The sequence below is a fragment of the Wylensekiella montiformis genome (assembly GCF_009697385.1).
Lineage (GTDB): Bacteria > Bacillota > Negativicutes > Selenomonadales > Selenomonadaceae > Selenomonas_A > Selenomonas_A montiformis.
In genome coordinates, this window is the sequence record NZ_VUNL01000014.1 from 51841 (window position 1) to 67294 (window position 15454).

The window sequence follows — 15454 nt, forward strand, 5'->3', positions numbered from 1 at the left end:
CACGCTCTGTCCCATGGAAACCGCACCGTCTCATTGGTCCACCCGGCAGATATCCGCACCGAGCCCGACCAGCTTGGCGACGAGATTGTCGTAGCCGCGGTCGATATGGTGAATATATCCTACCTGCGTTTCTCCCTCGGCGACCAGTCCGGCCAGAACCATCGCCGCTCCGGCGCGCAGATCCGTCGCCTTGACCTGACAGCCCATCAGCGTTTCGACGCCTTCGACCACGGAGGTGCGCCCGTCGATTCTGATGTTTGCCCCCATCCGTTTCAGCTCGTCGACATGCATGAACCGGTTCTCGAACACGGTCTCCGTTACCAGACCAGTTCCTTCGGAAACGGCGAGCATGGCCATGAACTGCGCCTGCATGTCCGTCGGAAAACCCGGATACGGCATCGTCTTGATGTCCACCGATTTGGTACGGCTGTCGCAGATTACGCGGATGCCGTTGACATCCTCCTCGATGGTGACGCCCGCTTCCTTGAGCTTGGCGATAACCGGCTTCAGATGCTCGCTGATCGCATTTTCGATATATACATCGCCCCGGGTCATCGCAGCCGCGACCATATAGGTCCCCGCTTCGATGCGGTCAGGAATGATCGTGTAATCGCGCCCCATGAGCTTGGACACGCCGTCGATCTTGATGACATTCGTTCCGGCTCCGCGAATCCTCGCGCCCATGACATTGAGATAATTCGCCAGATCGACGATTTCCGGCTCCTGCGCCGGGTTCTCCAAAATCGTCTGTCCCTCGGCCATGGAAGCGGCCATCAGGATGTTTTCCGTCGCGCCGACGCTGGGAAAATCCAGATAAATTTTCGCACCGTGCAGGCCCTCGGGCGCCGCCGCCTCGATGAAGCCATGGCCGATATGAATATCCGCGCCGAGCGCTTCAAAGCCTTTGAGATGCAGGTCGATCGGCCGCGTTCCAATCGCGCAGCCGCCGGGCAGAGAGATCCTCGCCTTGCCGCAGCGGGCCAGCAGCGGCCCCATGATGAGAAACGACGCCCGCATCTTGCGGACCAGATCATACGGCGCTTCACAGCTGCCAATCACCGTGCTGTCCACGTGAAGCTGATGCCCGGCGGCGTCAAACTCAGCCTTGACTCCCAGCTTCTTCAATACCTCGGTGATCGTATGCACATCTTCCAGCGCCGGCACCTCGTCCAGCAGGCTGGGGGCATCCTGCCCGAGAAGCGTCGCCGCGATGATCGGCAGCACCGCGTTCTTGGCTCCGCTGATCTTTACCCGGCCCTCCAGCCGGCGTCCCCCATGTATAATCAACTTTTCCATTAAGTTCGTTTTCCTCCTAATAGCTGCGCCTGAAAAGCATCAACCAATAGTTTATCATCATATACGATTCATGACAATAGGACTCTTTTTACTTTCTCTCGATCTGCAGAGTCGCATGAATAACATTGTCGATGATGTAGTTCGTCGCGAACTTGGACTCACCGGTTTTTTTCTTCTCGCCCGCTCCCAAAAGCGTCACCTTGCGCGAAGCGGCTTTGCGCCGGGCCTGTTCCTGTGCGAGCCTGCGCTGTTCATGCGCGGAAAGCTGCTTCTGCACCGGCCCCGGCGCGATGATGATTTCATTGTTGCGCCCGCTTTCCTGCAGCTTCTTCAGCCGGTCCGCCGCCGTCAGCTTCGCATCGTCTTCGCTCTTTACGTCCAGTCCCGACTGCTGCAGCACCATGATCGGCGTAGCCGGCACCAATCCGCCGCCGCGGATATCGAGCACCAGCGGCCCGTCCGGCTGATTTTCCGGCACCGTATAGGGGATGATCATCGTCTCCTTCGCCTTGCGCCACGGCTTGATCGTCGTCGTAAAGTTCACGACCTCGCCGGGTCTGGCGGTCTTGCGGTCCGGCACCGCAGAAATCAGCGACGCGGTGCGCCGGGTATCATCGACGTCGATCTGAACCTGCACATCAATGATATCGGATTCCATATCGCTATTCTGGCTGATGATCGTCATCGCCTGCATGAGCTCCGCCATAGCGATCTGACCGACATCCGCCGCATTATAAAACATATTGTTTCGCTCCACTTTGCCGCCCTTTACCGCATTCGTGCGGATCGTGAAGGAAACCTTGGCCGTACTTCCGCTCAGATTATCCGATGTTTTGCTCATCGCCGCATAAGCGATGCCGCCGCTGAGCTGAGCGAGGAAATCCTCGTCATAGGCAATGCGCGCGCCGTAATCGTCCACACGGGCCAGCGAAGCGTCCCGTACCTTGACCCGGATCGGCACTACCGCGGGGAACGTCCCGATCGTCCCCGCTATTCCCGTGGCACGGTCCTGACTGATCCGGCCGATAATGCTGCCGATATTGGCGATCTTCATGCCATTGCTCTGCCCGCTGATCGTTCCGACGACTTTTGCATCCGTCATGAAATAATTCACATTGCCGCGATGCATAAACGGATGTCCGAAAGCGAGCACCTTTTGGCCATCGACGGCCGTGACCGTACCGGTGGCCCCTACGGCAAAGTCGCCATAGGCCACGGCGACGCCGATCGCCGATCCCGGAGCCAGCGAGGCCTCATAGTCCGTACGGTTCATATCCGCCTGAACCGGCGCTCCCATCGGCAGGAACTTCATGGTTCCCTGCGGATCCAGCTGCTTCTGCAGGAAGTTCAACCCGGCCTGATTGAAGCCGGAGAAATACAATACCGACTTGGGCTCGGCGGTCTTTTCCGCCGGAGCGGCGCTTTCCTTCGCGTCCGCAGAATCCGCTTTCCCGGCGGATTCAGACGGTGCGGCAGGGGAAGCCGCTTCTTCCGCGGCCGCCTTCTTTTTCTGCTCCGCCAGAGCTTCCCGGGCCCGCTCGATCAGCGCATCGCCAGTCAGCTTGCCGCCGGCGCCCTTTCCGGCCCGCTCTTCCTGTTTCTTTTTCTGCTCTGCCTCTTTTTTGGCCTGTTCTTCCGCTAACTTATGGAGATCGATCGTATGAATATGCGTTTGATTTTTCCGATCCGGCATTTTCCAGAGGGGGAGCATCTCATCGATCGGCGTGATGAAGAACGTATACGGCGTCATTTCTTTGATACCGGCCGCTACCGCGCCGACCAGACGCCCGCCCACATAGACCGGACTGCCGCTCATGCCCTGGAGAATGCCGCCCGTCTGTTCAATGACCGGCCCGGAGGCTTTCGCCATAATCATGGGCTGTGAGCCCTTTCCGTTGTCCAGCGTGCCAACGATATCCACCTGAAAATCTTTCCGTACCCCGGAGCTGTCGACAACCGTCCAGGCTGTTCCCGTCATGCCCGGCCGAACCTGATCGTGGGGCAGGATCGGATCCATGGCCAGCACGGAGGCCGCCTGAGCTGACCAGAACACAGCGGCCATGCCCGCAGCAGCCAGCTTCTTGATATATCTGCGCAAAAAATTCACCTCATTCAAACGTCTGAACTCCCATTATCTGTTTATTATATCATACTCTGTCCAGAAAGGCAGGATTCCCATCATTTTTTCATCAGAATCAGCGCGCTGCCGACAGCCCGTTCCGATCCGTCCGACGGCTTATTCTGCACCTTCCCTCCGATGACGAGATCGCTGGAGCCGCCGCCGTCGAGATTGACAGCGTCCACCGCTCCCATTTTGATCAGCAGCTTCGCCCATTCCGTCAGCGTAAGGCCGTGACTGTCGGCCTGCCGCCCATCGACAACCCCAAATAAGTAATTGCCGTTCCGCAGCACGGCTACGGCGCTGCGCGGCGCCCGGCCATAACGGATATCTGATGGGAACTCCTCTTCTCCGGCCGTCACATGAACCTGACCGCCTTCAACAAGACGCGGCCCGGCTCCCATGATCTGCACCGCTTCATTCCACGGAGAGCCCAGATCCTCGGTGACCACGGCCCGGTCGCCGATCTGTACTCCCGCAAAGGCTTCAGCGGCTGTCCCATGCACGGAAATGACGCAGCCGTCCGCGGGAATCGGCGAATTTCCGGTCTGTATGCCGGTCACTTTTCCATTGCGCACCGTATATTCCATGCCGTATTCATTGGTGCGCGTCCGGCTGCCGTACCATTTGTTGTAAACGATCAGATTGTTCTCTCCGCGCTCCGCATCCACGCCCGATACCGGCTGTGTTTCATCGCCCAGCGTGACCGTCCCGCTGTACGACACGCGCCCGAACACGGGCCTGCCGTCCGGCATCAGGCCGAAAGCGGAGCGGGTATAATACGTCGTTCCCGCGATCACGCCGTCGATCTTCACCAGACCGATCATGTCGCCATTGCCCGCAAAATAGGTCGCGTTGACCGCGGCCACCGCATCGGCCGCATCGGACATACCGCTGGTCGTCTGCAGCCCCGGCACCCGTCCGCGCGCCAATACCGGCTTCACCGCATAAAGATTTTTGTCCGCCTCGACAAAATACGCCGAAACCTTGCCGTCCGCGTCCCAATACACATAGGTGCGGCTGGCAATCCCCGGCGCGGCCATCCGGGTGTACAGCCCGTCAAACGAAAGCGGCAGGATATTCCCTTCGCCGCCCGCGGCGGGAGACGCCGGGGCGCCCGCATCCTTCCGACTGTTCGTTTCGCTGCCGCCATAGGACTTCACCGCGGACTTCGGCACCACATCCACAAAGACGCGCGCCGGATGGCTCAGCTTCCTGACCTGAAAGTCCAATCCGCTTTTCAGCCGCAGCGTCACAAGAAAATGCCCCTGTCCGGCCTTGTATTTCACCGACTCGATACGGCTGCTTTCCAGCCGTGTCCGGCTGATCTTCGCCGCAGCCGACACATCGCGAAAATCAATCGTCACCTCGCGTCCATCCGCCGAAGTCCGCACCCGGTAATCCGGCATGGACGAAAGATCGAATACCACCCGGTCGTGTTCGCTGCCGCTGTGATAACGCACCGCCGTCAAATCTGCCGCCGACGCCGCCGGCATCGACAGCATCGCGGCCAGCAATACCGCCAGAACCCTTCGTCTCAACCTATTCATAGACCTATCTCTTCCTTCCTATGAAACAGAATAAAAAGCCTTCCCCCGCAAAAAGGTGCCGGACCGCATCGGGCAGGGCATGCCTTACCGGCGATTCCCCTGCCCCGTCCGGGGCCACCTTCCCGCAAGAGAAGGCTATTCAATTCCGTTGACTCCTGTTTATTTTTTCACCGCAGCAGCTGCCTGCCGTGCTTTTTGCGCCGCCTGCTGCTGCGCGGATTCCCTGGACAGAACCTGCGGGGACAGCTGGCGGTACATCATATCCGCCAGCCCGACGCCGCCGGACTCCGCCGCCTGCTTCATGAGCTCCGAATCCCTCATATCCTCGAAGATCTGCCGGGCGTTGGATTCCCCGAACAGCGAGTCCTCGGGCACCGTCGCCCGCATCTGCTTGTACATCATGGACAGGAACATGGCCTCAAAGCCGCGGCAGGCCTCCCGAAGCTCCTTGTCCTGCTTCGCCGCAGCTTCTTTGTCGATCAGCGGCGCCGGTTTTCCGGCTGCCGCGGCTTTGTTCTGCATCTCCTTCAGCACGGACTCGAACTGCTTCGACTCCGCCGCTGCGCGGGCAGATTCATAGCCTGCAGCATTCCCGCTTTGTTCGTTCCATCCCATCGGGTCCAAAGGCGCTATCTGCATCCCGCATCTTCCTTTCTCTCACCATTCTGATTCTGCATCAGATGATCTGCAGCTCTGCATGCAGGGCGCCGGACGCCTTGATGGCCTGCAGAATCGAAATCGTATCGCGCGGCGTCGCGCCCACGGCATTGAGTGCTCCGACGATGTCGCTGATATTGGCCGTAGCCGGCAGGACGATGGTGCTGGCCTTGTCCTCCTTCACCTTGACATCCGTATTTCTCGTCACAATCGTCGTGCCGTAGCTGAACGGATCCGGCTGGCTGGCGTTCCGGTTCTTCTGCACCTTGATGGACAGGCCGCCCTGCGTAATGGCCACCTCGTCCACCGAAACATCGCCGCCCATCACAATGGTTCCCGTACGTTCATTGACGACAATTTTGGCCGCGTGATCCGGCATAACCGGCAGCTCTTCGATCGACGAGACGAAGCCGACGACGTTATTGCGATAATAGGCGGGGACACTGATATCGATGCGCCCCGGATTGGCCGCTTTCGCGATCCCGCCATACTGCGAATTGATGGCCGACGCGATGCGCGAAGCCGTCGTAAAATCCGGATTGGACAGCGACAGAGAAAGGCTGCCGTCTGTTCCGAGATCGTCTTCCACCGTCCGCTCGACGATCGCGCCGTTCGGCGTCATGCCGACCGTGGGAAAGTTCTTGGTCGCCGTGCTGCCGCTGCCGCCGCCGCGGCCTGCCATGAAGCCGCCCGTCGATACGGCGCCCTGCGCCACCGCATAAACATTGCCGTTCCCGGCCCGCAGAGGCGTCTGAAGCAGCGTCCCGCCCTGAATGCTGTCCGCATCGCCGAGCGACGACACGGTCACATCGATGGTGTCGCCCTCCCGGACAAACGGCGGCAGCGTCGCCGTCACCATGACCGCCGCGACATTGTCCGCCTTCAACGTGGACTGATTCACCGAAACGCCATAACTCTTGAGCATATTCACAATAGACTGGATGGTTTCGGTCGATTTATTGGAATCGCCGGTGCCGTTGAGGCCGACCACCAGACCATATCCCATGAGCTGATTGGAGCGGACCCCCTGTACCCGGGCAATATCCTTGATCCGGGTAACGGCGCTGTCCGCCGAGGCCGTCCCCGGCAGCAGGCTGGCGGCAAAGGCCCCGGCCATCAGTAAAGCGATAAATTTCTTCATGGTTTCCCTCCGCACTCAGAACAGGAAGTTGAATACCTGCGTCAGGATGCCCTGACGCTGTTTGGCGTTAAGCGGCCCCTTGCCATCAAACTTGACCGTCGCATCGGCGATCTTCGTCGACGGGATCGTATTGTTGACCGTAACGTCATCCTGACGGCATACCCCGCGGAATGTAATCTTGTGTTCGTTGCGGTTCTGCCAGATCGACTGCGTCCCCTCAACCGTCATGTTGCCGTTCGGCTGAACGTCGACGACGGTAACCGTCACGTTGCCCGTCGTCGTATTTTTCGAGGTAGACGATCCGCTGGCCTTGAACGAGTCAGAGCCGCTGGCAGAAGCCGCTTTTAAGAAATCAAAAATACCGACACCGGCCGAAAGCGAGGTATTCCCGCTCTTGCTGTTCGAGCTGGACTTCGTCGCCGACAGCGTCGTGGACTCGCTGATGACAATGGTCAGGATATCGCCGACCTGCCGCGCCTTCCGGTCAGCGAACACGTTATAGGACGAACCGCCGTCCGACCACAGAGACTGAGCCGCGGCAGAAGGAAGCGGAAGGACGGTCAGAGAACATGCCGTCAGGACCGCCGCCAGCGCAGCGGATATTCTCTTATGAGTTTTCATCTTGCACCTCTTACTTTCCATTCAGGATCTCCACCGTCGCGGCGTCTACGACTCTGCCGCGCAGCATCTTGCCGGAACGCGCATTGCGCACCCGTATGACCGCCCCTTTCCGGCCCTTCTGCAGGGCGACGCCATCCGTCTTTACTTCTACGCCGTTAAAGGAAGCCAGGAGCGTAACCGGCGCTCCGGACTCGATGATGACCGGATTCTGCAGCATGTCTTTTCCCAGCGGACTTCCCGCCCGGATCATGCGAACCGGCACGCGCCCCATGAGCTCCTCCGGACTGGTCAGATACTGTCCGGCATTGCCCGTCACGCTGCGCTCCTCCACACGGACATCCGCAGCGGCAACCGGCTTTTCTATCATCAGGTCGTGAACGGCAACCAGAATATTCTCATAGACCGTGACGCGGTAATAACAAATCGCCCGCCGGTAAAAGGCCCCGTCCACAAAAACGCGGATATAGACCGGCGTCACGCCGCCATAGCGAACCGGCTGCGGCAGCTCCACCTCGCAGATGAGCGCTCCCGGCGGCAGGCGCATCTCCATCGGGGCCCGCACAAGATCCAGCGTATGCCGGCGCGTATCGCCGGTCCGGGCCAGCTCCGACTCCAGCTTTTCCCGGGCCAGCTGTGCAAAGTAATCGGACGCAACCGACTGCGGAAAGCGCTCTTCCATCAGCCCCCCGCCATAAGCCGCCTCCGCGGGCTGCACCGGCAGGAAAAGACAGAAGAAGCCACTCCATAAAACAAACAGAATGGCTGCTGCGATCTTCTTCAATTCAATCAGCGCTTGAGTCCGTTGGCAATCTCCAGCATGGAGTCAGACGTGGTGATTGCCTTGGAATTGGACTCATAGGCGCGCTGGGAAATAATCATGTTGACCATTTCCTCAACGATCTGTACGTTGCTCATTTCCAGCGTGCTCTGGGTCAGCGTCCCGGCGCCGTCCTGCCCCGGCGTGCTCTCAATGGCATCGCCGGACGCCTCGGAGACGACAAACAGATTCTTGCCGATCGCCGTAAGACCGGCCGGATTGACAAAGCGCGCCAATGTGATCTGCCCGACATTCTGCTGGGTGCCGCCGGCAGGCGTGCAGGAAACCTGCCCGTCGCCTGCAATCACGATGGAATCGCTCGGCGCCGTCTGATCGATCGTGATACCGTCAGCCAGCGGATAGCCGTCCGTCGTCACAAGGCGGCGGTTCGAATCCAGCTTAAACGATCCGTCGCGCGTATACGCCGTCGTCCCGTCCGGCATCGTAATGCGGAAAAAGCCTTCGCCCTGTATGCCGACATCAGTCGGATTATCCGTCGTCTGCAGATTGCCCTGCGTAAAGATGCGGCTCGTCGCCGCTACACGCGTGCCAAGACCGATCTGCATACCGGTCGGATACTGCGAATCCGTGCCGCTCTGTGCTCCTGCATCACGCAGATTCTGATAGACCAGATCCTGAAACTCCGCACGAACTTTCTTGCCGCCATACGTATTGACATTGGCGATGTTATTGGAAATGACGTCCATATTGGTCTGCTGGCCCTTCATCCCCGAAGCTGCGGACCAAAGCGCTCTCATCATGTTCGGATTCCTCCCTTTTCCTGTTTCAGACGCATGTTCATCCTCTGCGCCTTCCATTCATTATATTATCGTACAACGATCACATTTTCTTAAATGCCGGGTCAGCCGAGCCTCCCGACATCATTGACCGATTTATCCAGCATGGCATCCTGCGACGTGACCGCCTTGGAGCCAGCCTCATAAATCCGATAGTTATTGATGAGATTGACCATCTCCGAGACAACGTTCGTATTGGAATTTTCCAGCATCCCCTGCTGGATCTCGCCGGCGGCAGGCTGCGGCTGTGCGCCGGCCTGCGGGAAATACAGACTATTTCCCTGCTTGAGCAGCGCGCGGCGGTCCGGCCCGAACTGAACGAACTGGAGGCGGGCAATCCGCTGATTGTCGGCGAAAATTTCCCCTTTCGCCGCGATGGAGATCGTCGTCGTACCAGCGGGAATCGTAATGGGACGTCCCTGATCGTCCAACACAGCCTGACCGTTTACCGTCTGCAGCTGGCCGGTCGAGGAGCGGTAAAAATTGCCGTCGCGCGTATAGCGGACGCCCTGCGGCGTCTGCACCGCAAAATAGCCGTCTCCGGCGATGGCCAGATCCAGCGGATTGCCCGTCGTCTGCATGCTGCCCTGCGAATGGTCCGTCGCGATCTCGCTGATATAGGAACCCAGTCCCAGCGTACCGACCACCGGCGGATTCGTCCCCAGACTAAAGCCCTTGAACGACGTGACGTCGTTTTCGATTCCTCCGTCATTGATGCGCCGGATCAGCATCGGTGCAAATTCCTGATTCACCGCATCATCGCGCTTGTAGCCCGTAGTGCTGGAATTGGCCAGATTATTGGCGATGGTATCCGTCCGCTTCGTCTCTGTAATCATCCCTGCAGCCGCCGTATAAAGTCCGCGCCACATGACATCTCACTCCCTGCTTCTCTCATTCCTCACTCAGTCCGGCCATGCCGGACGATCCGGTTTCCACTCTCAACAGCTTTTATTCGCGAAAAAGCCGCAAAACCCTCCACCATCCGCTGAAATCAGCGAAATTATTTTCCTGTACGGAAATTCATGGCCTTGCCGTCAAACTTGGAAAACGTGTCCAGCGCCTTGCCGCAGCCAAGGGCCACACAGGACAGTGGATCCTCGGCCAAGGCCGTCGGAATGTCCGTCTCACGGCGGATCAGCTCATCTAGTCCATAGAGCATGGCGCCGCCGCCCGTCAGAACGATACCGCGGTCCATGATATCTGCGGAAAGCTCCGGCGGCGTGTCTTCCAGCACCTTCTTGACGCATTCCACGATGCGGGATACGGACTGGTTGATCGCCTCCGCCGCCTGCTCCGTCGTAATGCTGACGTTCTTCGGCAGGCCGGAAAGCAGATCGCGGCCACGGATATCCATCGTCTCATGACGCGCGGCAGCAAAGGCCGCGCCGACCCGTACCTTGATGTCCTCTGCCGTCCGCTCGCCGATCATCATATTGAATTCCCGCTTGACGTAGGCGATCACATCCTCATCAAACTTATCTCCGGCGATACGCAGTGAAGCGCTGTTGACGATCCCGCCGAGCGAAATGACCGCAATATCCGTCGTCCCGCCGCCGATATCAACGACCATCGAGCCGCACGGCTCAACGATATCCAGACCGGCGCCGAGCGCGGCCGCCAGCGGCTCCTCAATCAGCTGCGTATGACGGGCTCCGGCCTGCTCCGCCGCCTCCTGAACCGCCCGCTGCTCCACCATCGTCACGCCGGACGGAATGCAGATCATAATGCGGGGACGGAACACAAAGCTGCGGCCGACTACCTTCTCGATAAAATGGCGCAGCATACTCTCCGTGATATCATAATCGGCAATCACGCCTTCGCGCAGCGGACGAATCGCCACAATATTGCCCGGCGTGCGTCCGATCATCTGGCGCGCTTCCTCGCCGATCGCCAGCACGCGGTTGGAATCGCGGTCCACCGCCACCACGGACGGCTCGCGCAGCACGATTCCCTTGCCTTTTACATAAACGAGTACATTTGCCGTACCCAGATCAATTCCTATATCCATTGACATGCCAAACATGATCGTTCGCGTCCCCTTCCAAAAGAACCTCTGCCTCATACTCTATCTATTATACCAAAAGCAATGGAAACTTCATGAAACCGCTCCGGCTCCCCTGAAGTCACATCTTATAATATATAATAAAAAAATGGGAAATACAACAGCAAAAAGGCAAAAAAGCCCCTGTGAATACGGCCTCCTGAAGTTTACACAGCCACCCTCTCCATTCCGCGCATGGTATGCGCCGACGGCATCAAATAAGACCGGTCCGAACGGAAAAACAAATCCGGAACGAAAAACGGCTGCGGCAGGAGTTTATGCTCCTGCCGCAGCCGTTTTGTCTCATCCGATGACAACGGGCGCCCGGGATGTTCGACTGGTTCCCCGCAGCCGCCTATCCGGCGATAAGCCCCGCCTGTTTTAAATACCAGTAAAGCCCGTCTTCCCGATTGGACCGTGTGACGGCGGCAGCCGCGCGCTTGATTTCGTCCGGCGCGTTGCCCATGGCGACGCTCTGCCCGGTATAGCGCAGCATTTCCAGATCGTTGTAATGGTCGCCAAAGGAAAGCGCGTCCTCCGGCTTCATCCCGAAATGATCCAGCATGACCGCGATCCCACTGGCCTTGGAAACGGAACCGTCCATGATCTCCAAAAGAAACGGCGCGGAGCGCACGACATGAAAGGAAGGGAACGCATCCGCCAGCTCCTTTTCAGCCCGTTCGCAGTCCGCCGGATCGGCCATGATCAGAATCTTATTGGGGTAAATCCCGCCAGCAAGACACCGGCCCCATACCGCCCGTTCCGGTCTGGCCTGCGTAATGCGCACCTCCGTCTGCACCCGCTCGTCGTTCTCATCCCGCACGTACCAATGGTGTCCCGCGTAATAATTGACCGTGACCTGCGGAAAGTCCCGCGCAATAACGTCGAGCAGACGTGCCGTCATGTCGGCGTCCATCGTCCGGCTGAACAGCGTCTGCCCGTCCGCATCCACCACGAGAGCGCCGCTGTAACTGATGATCGGGATATGTATGCCCAGACGATCCGTAATCGGATAGATCGCCTCAGGCATGCGCGCCGATACAAGCACAAAGGGAATATCCCCGGCCAACAGCTGGCGGACGGCCCGTTCCGTACGGGCGCTCACGGTACTGTCCGGCAGCAGGAACGTACCGTCGATGTCCGAAAATACGATTTTTACCACGCTGCTTACCTCCCCGTTCAGACCGTTACCTCGCCGGCAAGAACCTTCTGATAATCTTCATAATTCTTTTTCAGCAACGCCGGCGTATCCAGCTCATAAGGGCATTTTTTCGTACACTGACGGCAGTTCAGGCAGTTCTCAATCTTTTTCATCTCCGCCTGCATCTCAAGCGTCAGCCATGCCTTGGACGGCGCCCGGCGCAGCATCAGCGACATGCGGGCGCACTGATTGATCTGTATGCCGGCCGGACAGGGCATGCAGTACCCGCAGCCGCGGCAGAAATCCCCGCTGAGCTCCTGCCGCTCCCGGCCGATATATTCGGATAATTCTTCGGTCATGCCCGGTGTCTCACGCATATAAGAGAGCCATTCCTTCAGTTCCGTTTCCCGCTGGATCCCCCAGATCGGCAGCACATTGCCGAACTGACCGATATAGGCCATCGCGGCCTCGGAGCGGTGAATCAGGCCGCCGGCCAGCCCCTTCATGGCAATGAAGCCGACCTGTTTCTCTTTGCAAAGCCGGACCAGCCGTACCTCTTCCTCCGAGGCCAGATAGCTGAACGGGAACTGCATCGTCTCATAGAGTCCCGATTCGACACACTCAAAGGCCACCCGTATCTTATGCGCCGTCACTCCGATATGACGGATCTTTCCCTGCTTTTTCGCCTCCAGCATGGCCTCATACATGCCGGAGCCATCCCCCGGTTTCCAGCATTGATTGACACAGTGAAACTGATAGACATCGATGTAATCCGTCTGCAAAAGCCGCAGCGAGGTATCCAGATGCTGCCAAAACTCCTCCGGCGTCTTCGCATGCGTTTTCGTCGCGAGAAAGACCTTGTCCCGCATCCCTTGGAACGCTTCGCCCAGCTTTTCTTCGCTGTCGCTGTAAGCCCGCGCTGTATCAAAAAAGCGGATGCCCCCTTCATACGCTGCGCGCACCAGCCGGACGGCCTCTTCCTTCGTCACACGCTGAATCGGCAGCGCACCAAATCCATTCTGCGGGACACGGATGCCCGTAGTGCCCAATACGACTTGTCTCATTGCTCTTTCCTTCTTTCCTGCTGAGATGCCAGCTTCCGATTTCTTCGTTTCTTAAATTTCTCCTGCCTTATTCCCTTATTCGCCGAAAAACGGAAAAAAACCTGCCGGCTTCCGCACGAAAACGCAGCGCAAGCCACCCCCATCATTCGGCCAGACAAGCGAGGATCTGCCGAACCGCGGGCTTCATCGTCTGATCGGATACGCCGGAGTAATTGAGCACAAAGACATGGCGGCAGTGCTCCGGCTCGCCTTCATAATAATCCGCCAGCGGCTTCAGCCATACCCGGCGTTCCGCCAGACGCTGCTGAAACGCGCGGTCACTGCCGGGGATATGAAGCCGCAGCAGGAAATGAAGGCCCGATCCATGCTCGATAATGTCCAGCTGCCCGGCTCGTTCGGCCTCCCTCAGAAGGGAAAGCAGCTGCTCCCGCTTGCGCCGGTAATACGTGCGCATGCGGTTGATATGCTTTTCAAAACAACCCTGCTGAATAAACCGCGCCAGCGTATACTGCTCAAAATTCGATACGGTACAGCTGTAAAATCCGAGCTTCTGCCGGAACGGCTTCACCAGACGGGCCGGCAGAACCATATAGCTGATGCGGATCGTCGGGGTCAGGCTCTTGGAAAAGGTGTTCATATAAATGACACGGCTGCTGACATCGATGCCCATCATCGTCGGAATCGGCCTTCCGGCAAGGCGGAATTCACTGTCATAGTCATCCTCGATGATATAGCGGTCCGGTGCGGCAGCCGCCCAGCCAAGCAGCTCATAACGGCGGCTGATCGGCATAATGATTCCGGTCGGGAAATGATGGGACGGGCTGATGTGCAGAATCTGCGCCCGAAGGGCCGTCAGGTCCTCCGGTTTCACGCCCTGCTCATCCATGCCGGCCAATACACAGTCTGCTCCGTTTATGCCGTAAATCTTCCGGATGCGGTCATAGCCCGGATTCTCCACGCAGAACCTTTTGTTCCGGCCGAAAAACTGAACAAGCAGACTGTACAGATACTCGGTACCCGCGCCGATAACAATCTGCTCCGGCTGAACGGACAGGCCGCGAAAACGCCAGAGATGATCGGCGACAGCCTGCCGGAGCGCAAGCGCGCCGAATCCCGGCGACCGCTCCATCAGCGCCTCAGCCTCCCCGTCCACCACCTTGCGCAGCAGCCTTGTCCACGAAGTGAACGGGAACTGCCGCGGCTGGACGCTGTTTGCCGCAAAATCCGCCAGCCACTCCCTATGCTCCCTGTGCAGTTCCTCCGGCTCCGGCTGCCGGGCCGTTTTTTGCTCCGCCGGCGGAATTTTTCCCTCCTGACCGATCACATCCGATACAAAAAAACCCTTGCGCGCCTTCGCCTGACAATAGCCTTCTGCCGTCAACTGACCATAGGCCCCTTCTACCGTGATCGTGCTGATGCCGAGATTTCTGGCCAGCATGCGTTTCGAGGGCAGCTTTTCTCCCGCGCGCAGCCGCCCCGTCAGGATGTCCCGACGGATACATTCATACAGATATTCATACATCGGTTTACCGCCGGCGTGCTCAAACGAATAGGTCAGCATGTTCTTTCCGCGCTCCTTATGACATGATAATATAACACGATTTGGCTATTTTATTAAGGTCAGAATAAGTATACAATAAAGTCAGATTCATTACAAGAAAGAAGTGCTGCCTGTGATCTCCTTTGATTCTTCTCCCGCACCGGAGCGTGAGGGCGGTTCCGCCCGCCGTCTTTGCCTGACCGCCGTGATGACGGCCGTCGTTTTTCTGGCCACCTTTATCCCGCGCATACCGATTCCACTCGGCTATGCCCATCTCGGCGATGCGGCGATTTTCCTGCTGGTTCTGCTGACGCCTCGCCGGCCGGCCCTGCTGGCCGCCTGTATCGGTTCCGCGCTCTCCGATCTGCTCGGCGGCTTTCCGCTTTGGATTCTGCCGACGCTGCTGATCAAATGGATCATGGCCGTGATCGTCCGCAGAGCCGGCATCTCTCAGGGACACATCGCAAAGACCTCCCGGCTGATCGCTGCATTCCTGGCTGCTTCTCTCTGGATGGCGGCAGGGTACACCCTGTTCGGCGCATTGCTTTACGACAGCCTGTCCGCAGGGCTGGCCTCAGCGCCGGGACTGATTATGGAAGGTCTGGTCAACAGCGCGGCCGCGCTGATCCTGCTTCCTTTCCTGAAGCGGGCCGGCCGGCGATAAACGGAA

Annotated in this window: 15 protein-coding genes; 1 reads left to right on the top strand and 14 read right to left on the bottom strand. The window is 58.6% G+C overall.

Going from position 1 to position 15454, the window contains the following annotated elements; genetic code table 11:
- Positions 1-30 precede the first annotated feature (30 nt).
- The 14 genes from murA to pdxR all read right to left on the bottom strand — a co-directional run bounded on the left by murA (position 31) and on the right by pdxR (position 14805).
- On the bottom strand, positions 31-1296 hold the full coding sequence (gene murA / locus FYJ78_RS11190) for a UDP-N-acetylglucosamine 1-carboxyvinyltransferase (protein ID WP_154621469.1): 1266 nt from the start codon (positions 1294-1296) through the stop codon (positions 31-33).
- Between the two features lie 88 nt (positions 1297-1384).
- The gene (locus FYJ78_RS11195; protein WP_328597718.1) at positions 1385-3403 is read right to left on the bottom strand and encodes a SpoIVB peptidase S55 domain-containing protein; all 2019 of its coding nucleotides are present in this window, start codon (positions 3401-3403) and stop codon (positions 1385-1387) included.
- A 71-nt stretch (positions 3404-3474) separates the two neighbouring features.
- Positions 3475-4965 carry a phosphodiester glycosidase family protein gene (locus FYJ78_RS11200; protein ID WP_154621470.1) on the bottom strand — a complete coding sequence of 497 codons (1491 nt, stop codon included), beginning with the start codon at positions 4963-4965 and terminating at the stop codon, positions 3475-3477.
- Positions 4966-5124: 159 nt separating this feature from the next.
- The gene (locus tag FYJ78_RS11205) at positions 5125-5604 is read right to left on the bottom strand and encodes a rod-binding protein (RefSeq protein ID WP_408014462.1); all 480 of its coding nucleotides are present in this window, start codon (positions 5602-5604) and stop codon (positions 5125-5127) included.
- Between the two features lie 37 nt (positions 5605-5641).
- The gene (locus tag FYJ78_RS11210; RefSeq protein WP_154621471.1) at positions 5642-6763 is read right to left on the bottom strand and encodes a flagellar basal body P-ring protein FlgI; all 1122 of its coding nucleotides are present in this window, start codon (positions 6761-6763) and stop codon (positions 5642-5644) included.
- Between the two features lie 15 nt (positions 6764-6778).
- On the bottom strand, positions 6779-7384 hold the full coding sequence (locus FYJ78_RS11215) for a flagellar basal body L-ring protein FlgH (protein ID WP_154621472.1): 606 nt from the start codon (positions 7382-7384) through the stop codon (positions 6779-6781).
- 10 nt (positions 7385-7394) lie between these two features.
- Positions 7395-8165 (bottom strand): flagellar basal body P-ring formation chaperone FlgA, encoded by a 771-nt coding sequence (flgA, locus tag FYJ78_RS11220; protein WP_154621473.1) that lies wholly within the window; start codon positions 8163-8165, stop codon positions 7395-7397.
- A 5-nt stretch (positions 8166-8170) separates the two neighbouring features.
- Positions 8171-8962, bottom strand: a complete 792-nt coding sequence (flgG, locus tag FYJ78_RS11225) for a flagellar basal-body rod protein FlgG (RefSeq protein WP_154621474.1) — start codon at positions 8960-8962, stop codon at positions 8171-8173.
- Positions 8963-9063: 101 nt separating this feature from the next.
- Positions 9064-9867, bottom strand: coding sequence for a flagellar basal-body rod protein FlgF (flgF, locus tag FYJ78_RS11230; RefSeq protein WP_154621475.1), 804 nt, complete (start codon positions 9865-9867; stop codon positions 9064-9066).
- Positions 9868-9998: 131 nt separating this feature from the next.
- The gene (gene mreB, locus FYJ78_RS11235) at positions 9999-11021 is read right to left on the bottom strand and encodes a rod shape-determining protein (protein WP_154621476.1); all 1023 of its coding nucleotides are present in this window, start codon (positions 11019-11021) and stop codon (positions 9999-10001) included.
- Positions 11022-11206: 185 nt separating this feature from the next.
- Complete coding sequence (locus tag FYJ78_RS12765) at positions 11207-11356, bottom strand: hypothetical protein (protein ID WP_195847956.1); 150 nt, start codon at positions 11354-11356, stop codon at positions 11207-11209.
- A 38-nt stretch (positions 11357-11394) separates the two neighbouring features.
- Positions 11395-12201 (bottom strand): Cof-type HAD-IIB family hydrolase, encoded by an 807-nt coding sequence (locus FYJ78_RS11240; RefSeq protein ID WP_328597713.1) that lies wholly within the window; start codon positions 12199-12201, stop codon positions 11395-11397.
- 17 nt (positions 12202-12218) lie between these two features.
- Positions 12219-13244 (bottom strand): aldo/keto reductase, encoded by a 1026-nt coding sequence (locus tag FYJ78_RS11245; protein WP_154621478.1) that lies wholly within the window; start codon positions 13242-13244, stop codon positions 12219-12221.
- Positions 13245-13386: 142 nt separating this feature from the next.
- Entirely contained in the window at positions 13387-14805 is a 1419-nt protein-coding gene (pdxR, locus tag FYJ78_RS11250; protein WP_154621479.1) for a MocR-like pyridoxine biosynthesis transcription factor PdxR, read from the bottom strand.
- Between the two features lie 112 nt (positions 14806-14917).
- Between pdxR and FYJ78_RS11255 the strand changes: the two genes are divergently transcribed.
- The gene (locus tag FYJ78_RS11255) at positions 14918-15448 is read left to right on the top strand and encodes an ECF transporter S component (RefSeq protein ID WP_328597714.1); all 531 of its coding nucleotides are present in this window, start codon (positions 14918-14920) and stop codon (positions 15446-15448) included.
- The last annotated feature ends 6 nt before the right edge of the window (positions 15449-15454 follow it).

Bases quoted from the DNA above. Each gene is read 5' to 3' on its own strand.
- murA (WP_154621469.1), bottom strand. From the start codon at position 1,296: ATGGAAAAGTTGATTATACATGGGGGACGCCGGCTGGAGGGCCGGGTA.
- FYJ78_RS11200 (WP_154621470.1), bottom strand. From the start codon at position 4,965: ATGAATAGGTTGAGACGAAGGGTTCTGGCGGTATTGCTGGCCGCGATG.
- FYJ78_RS11205 (WP_408014462.1), bottom strand. From the start codon at position 5,604: ATGCAGATAGCGCCTTTGGACCCGATGGGATGGAACGAACAAAGCGGG.
- FYJ78_RS11210 (WP_154621471.1), bottom strand. From the start codon at position 6,763: ATGAAGAAATTTATCGCTTTACTGATGGCCGGGGCCTTTGCCGCCAGC.
- FYJ78_RS11215 (WP_154621472.1), bottom strand. From the start codon at position 7,384: ATGAAAACTCATAAGAGAATATCCGCTGCGCTGGCGGCGGTCCTGACG.
- flgG (WP_154621474.1), bottom strand. From the start codon at position 8,962: ATGATGAGAGCGCTTTGGTCCGCAGCTTCGGGGATGAAGGGCCAGCAG.
- flgF (WP_154621475.1), bottom strand. From the start codon at position 9,867: ATGTGGCGCGGACTTTATACGGCGGCTGCAGGGATGATTACAGAGACG.
- mreB (WP_154621476.1), bottom strand. From the start codon at position 11,021: ATGTTTGGCATGTCAATGGATATAGGAATTGATCTGGGTACGGCAAAT.
- FYJ78_RS11245 (WP_154621478.1), bottom strand. From the start codon at position 13,244: ATGAGACAAGTCGTATTGGGCACTACGGGCATCCGTGTCCCGCAGAAT.
- pdxR (WP_154621479.1), bottom strand. From the start codon at position 14,805: ATGCTGACCTATTCGTTTGAGCACGCCGGCGGTAAACCGATGTATGAA.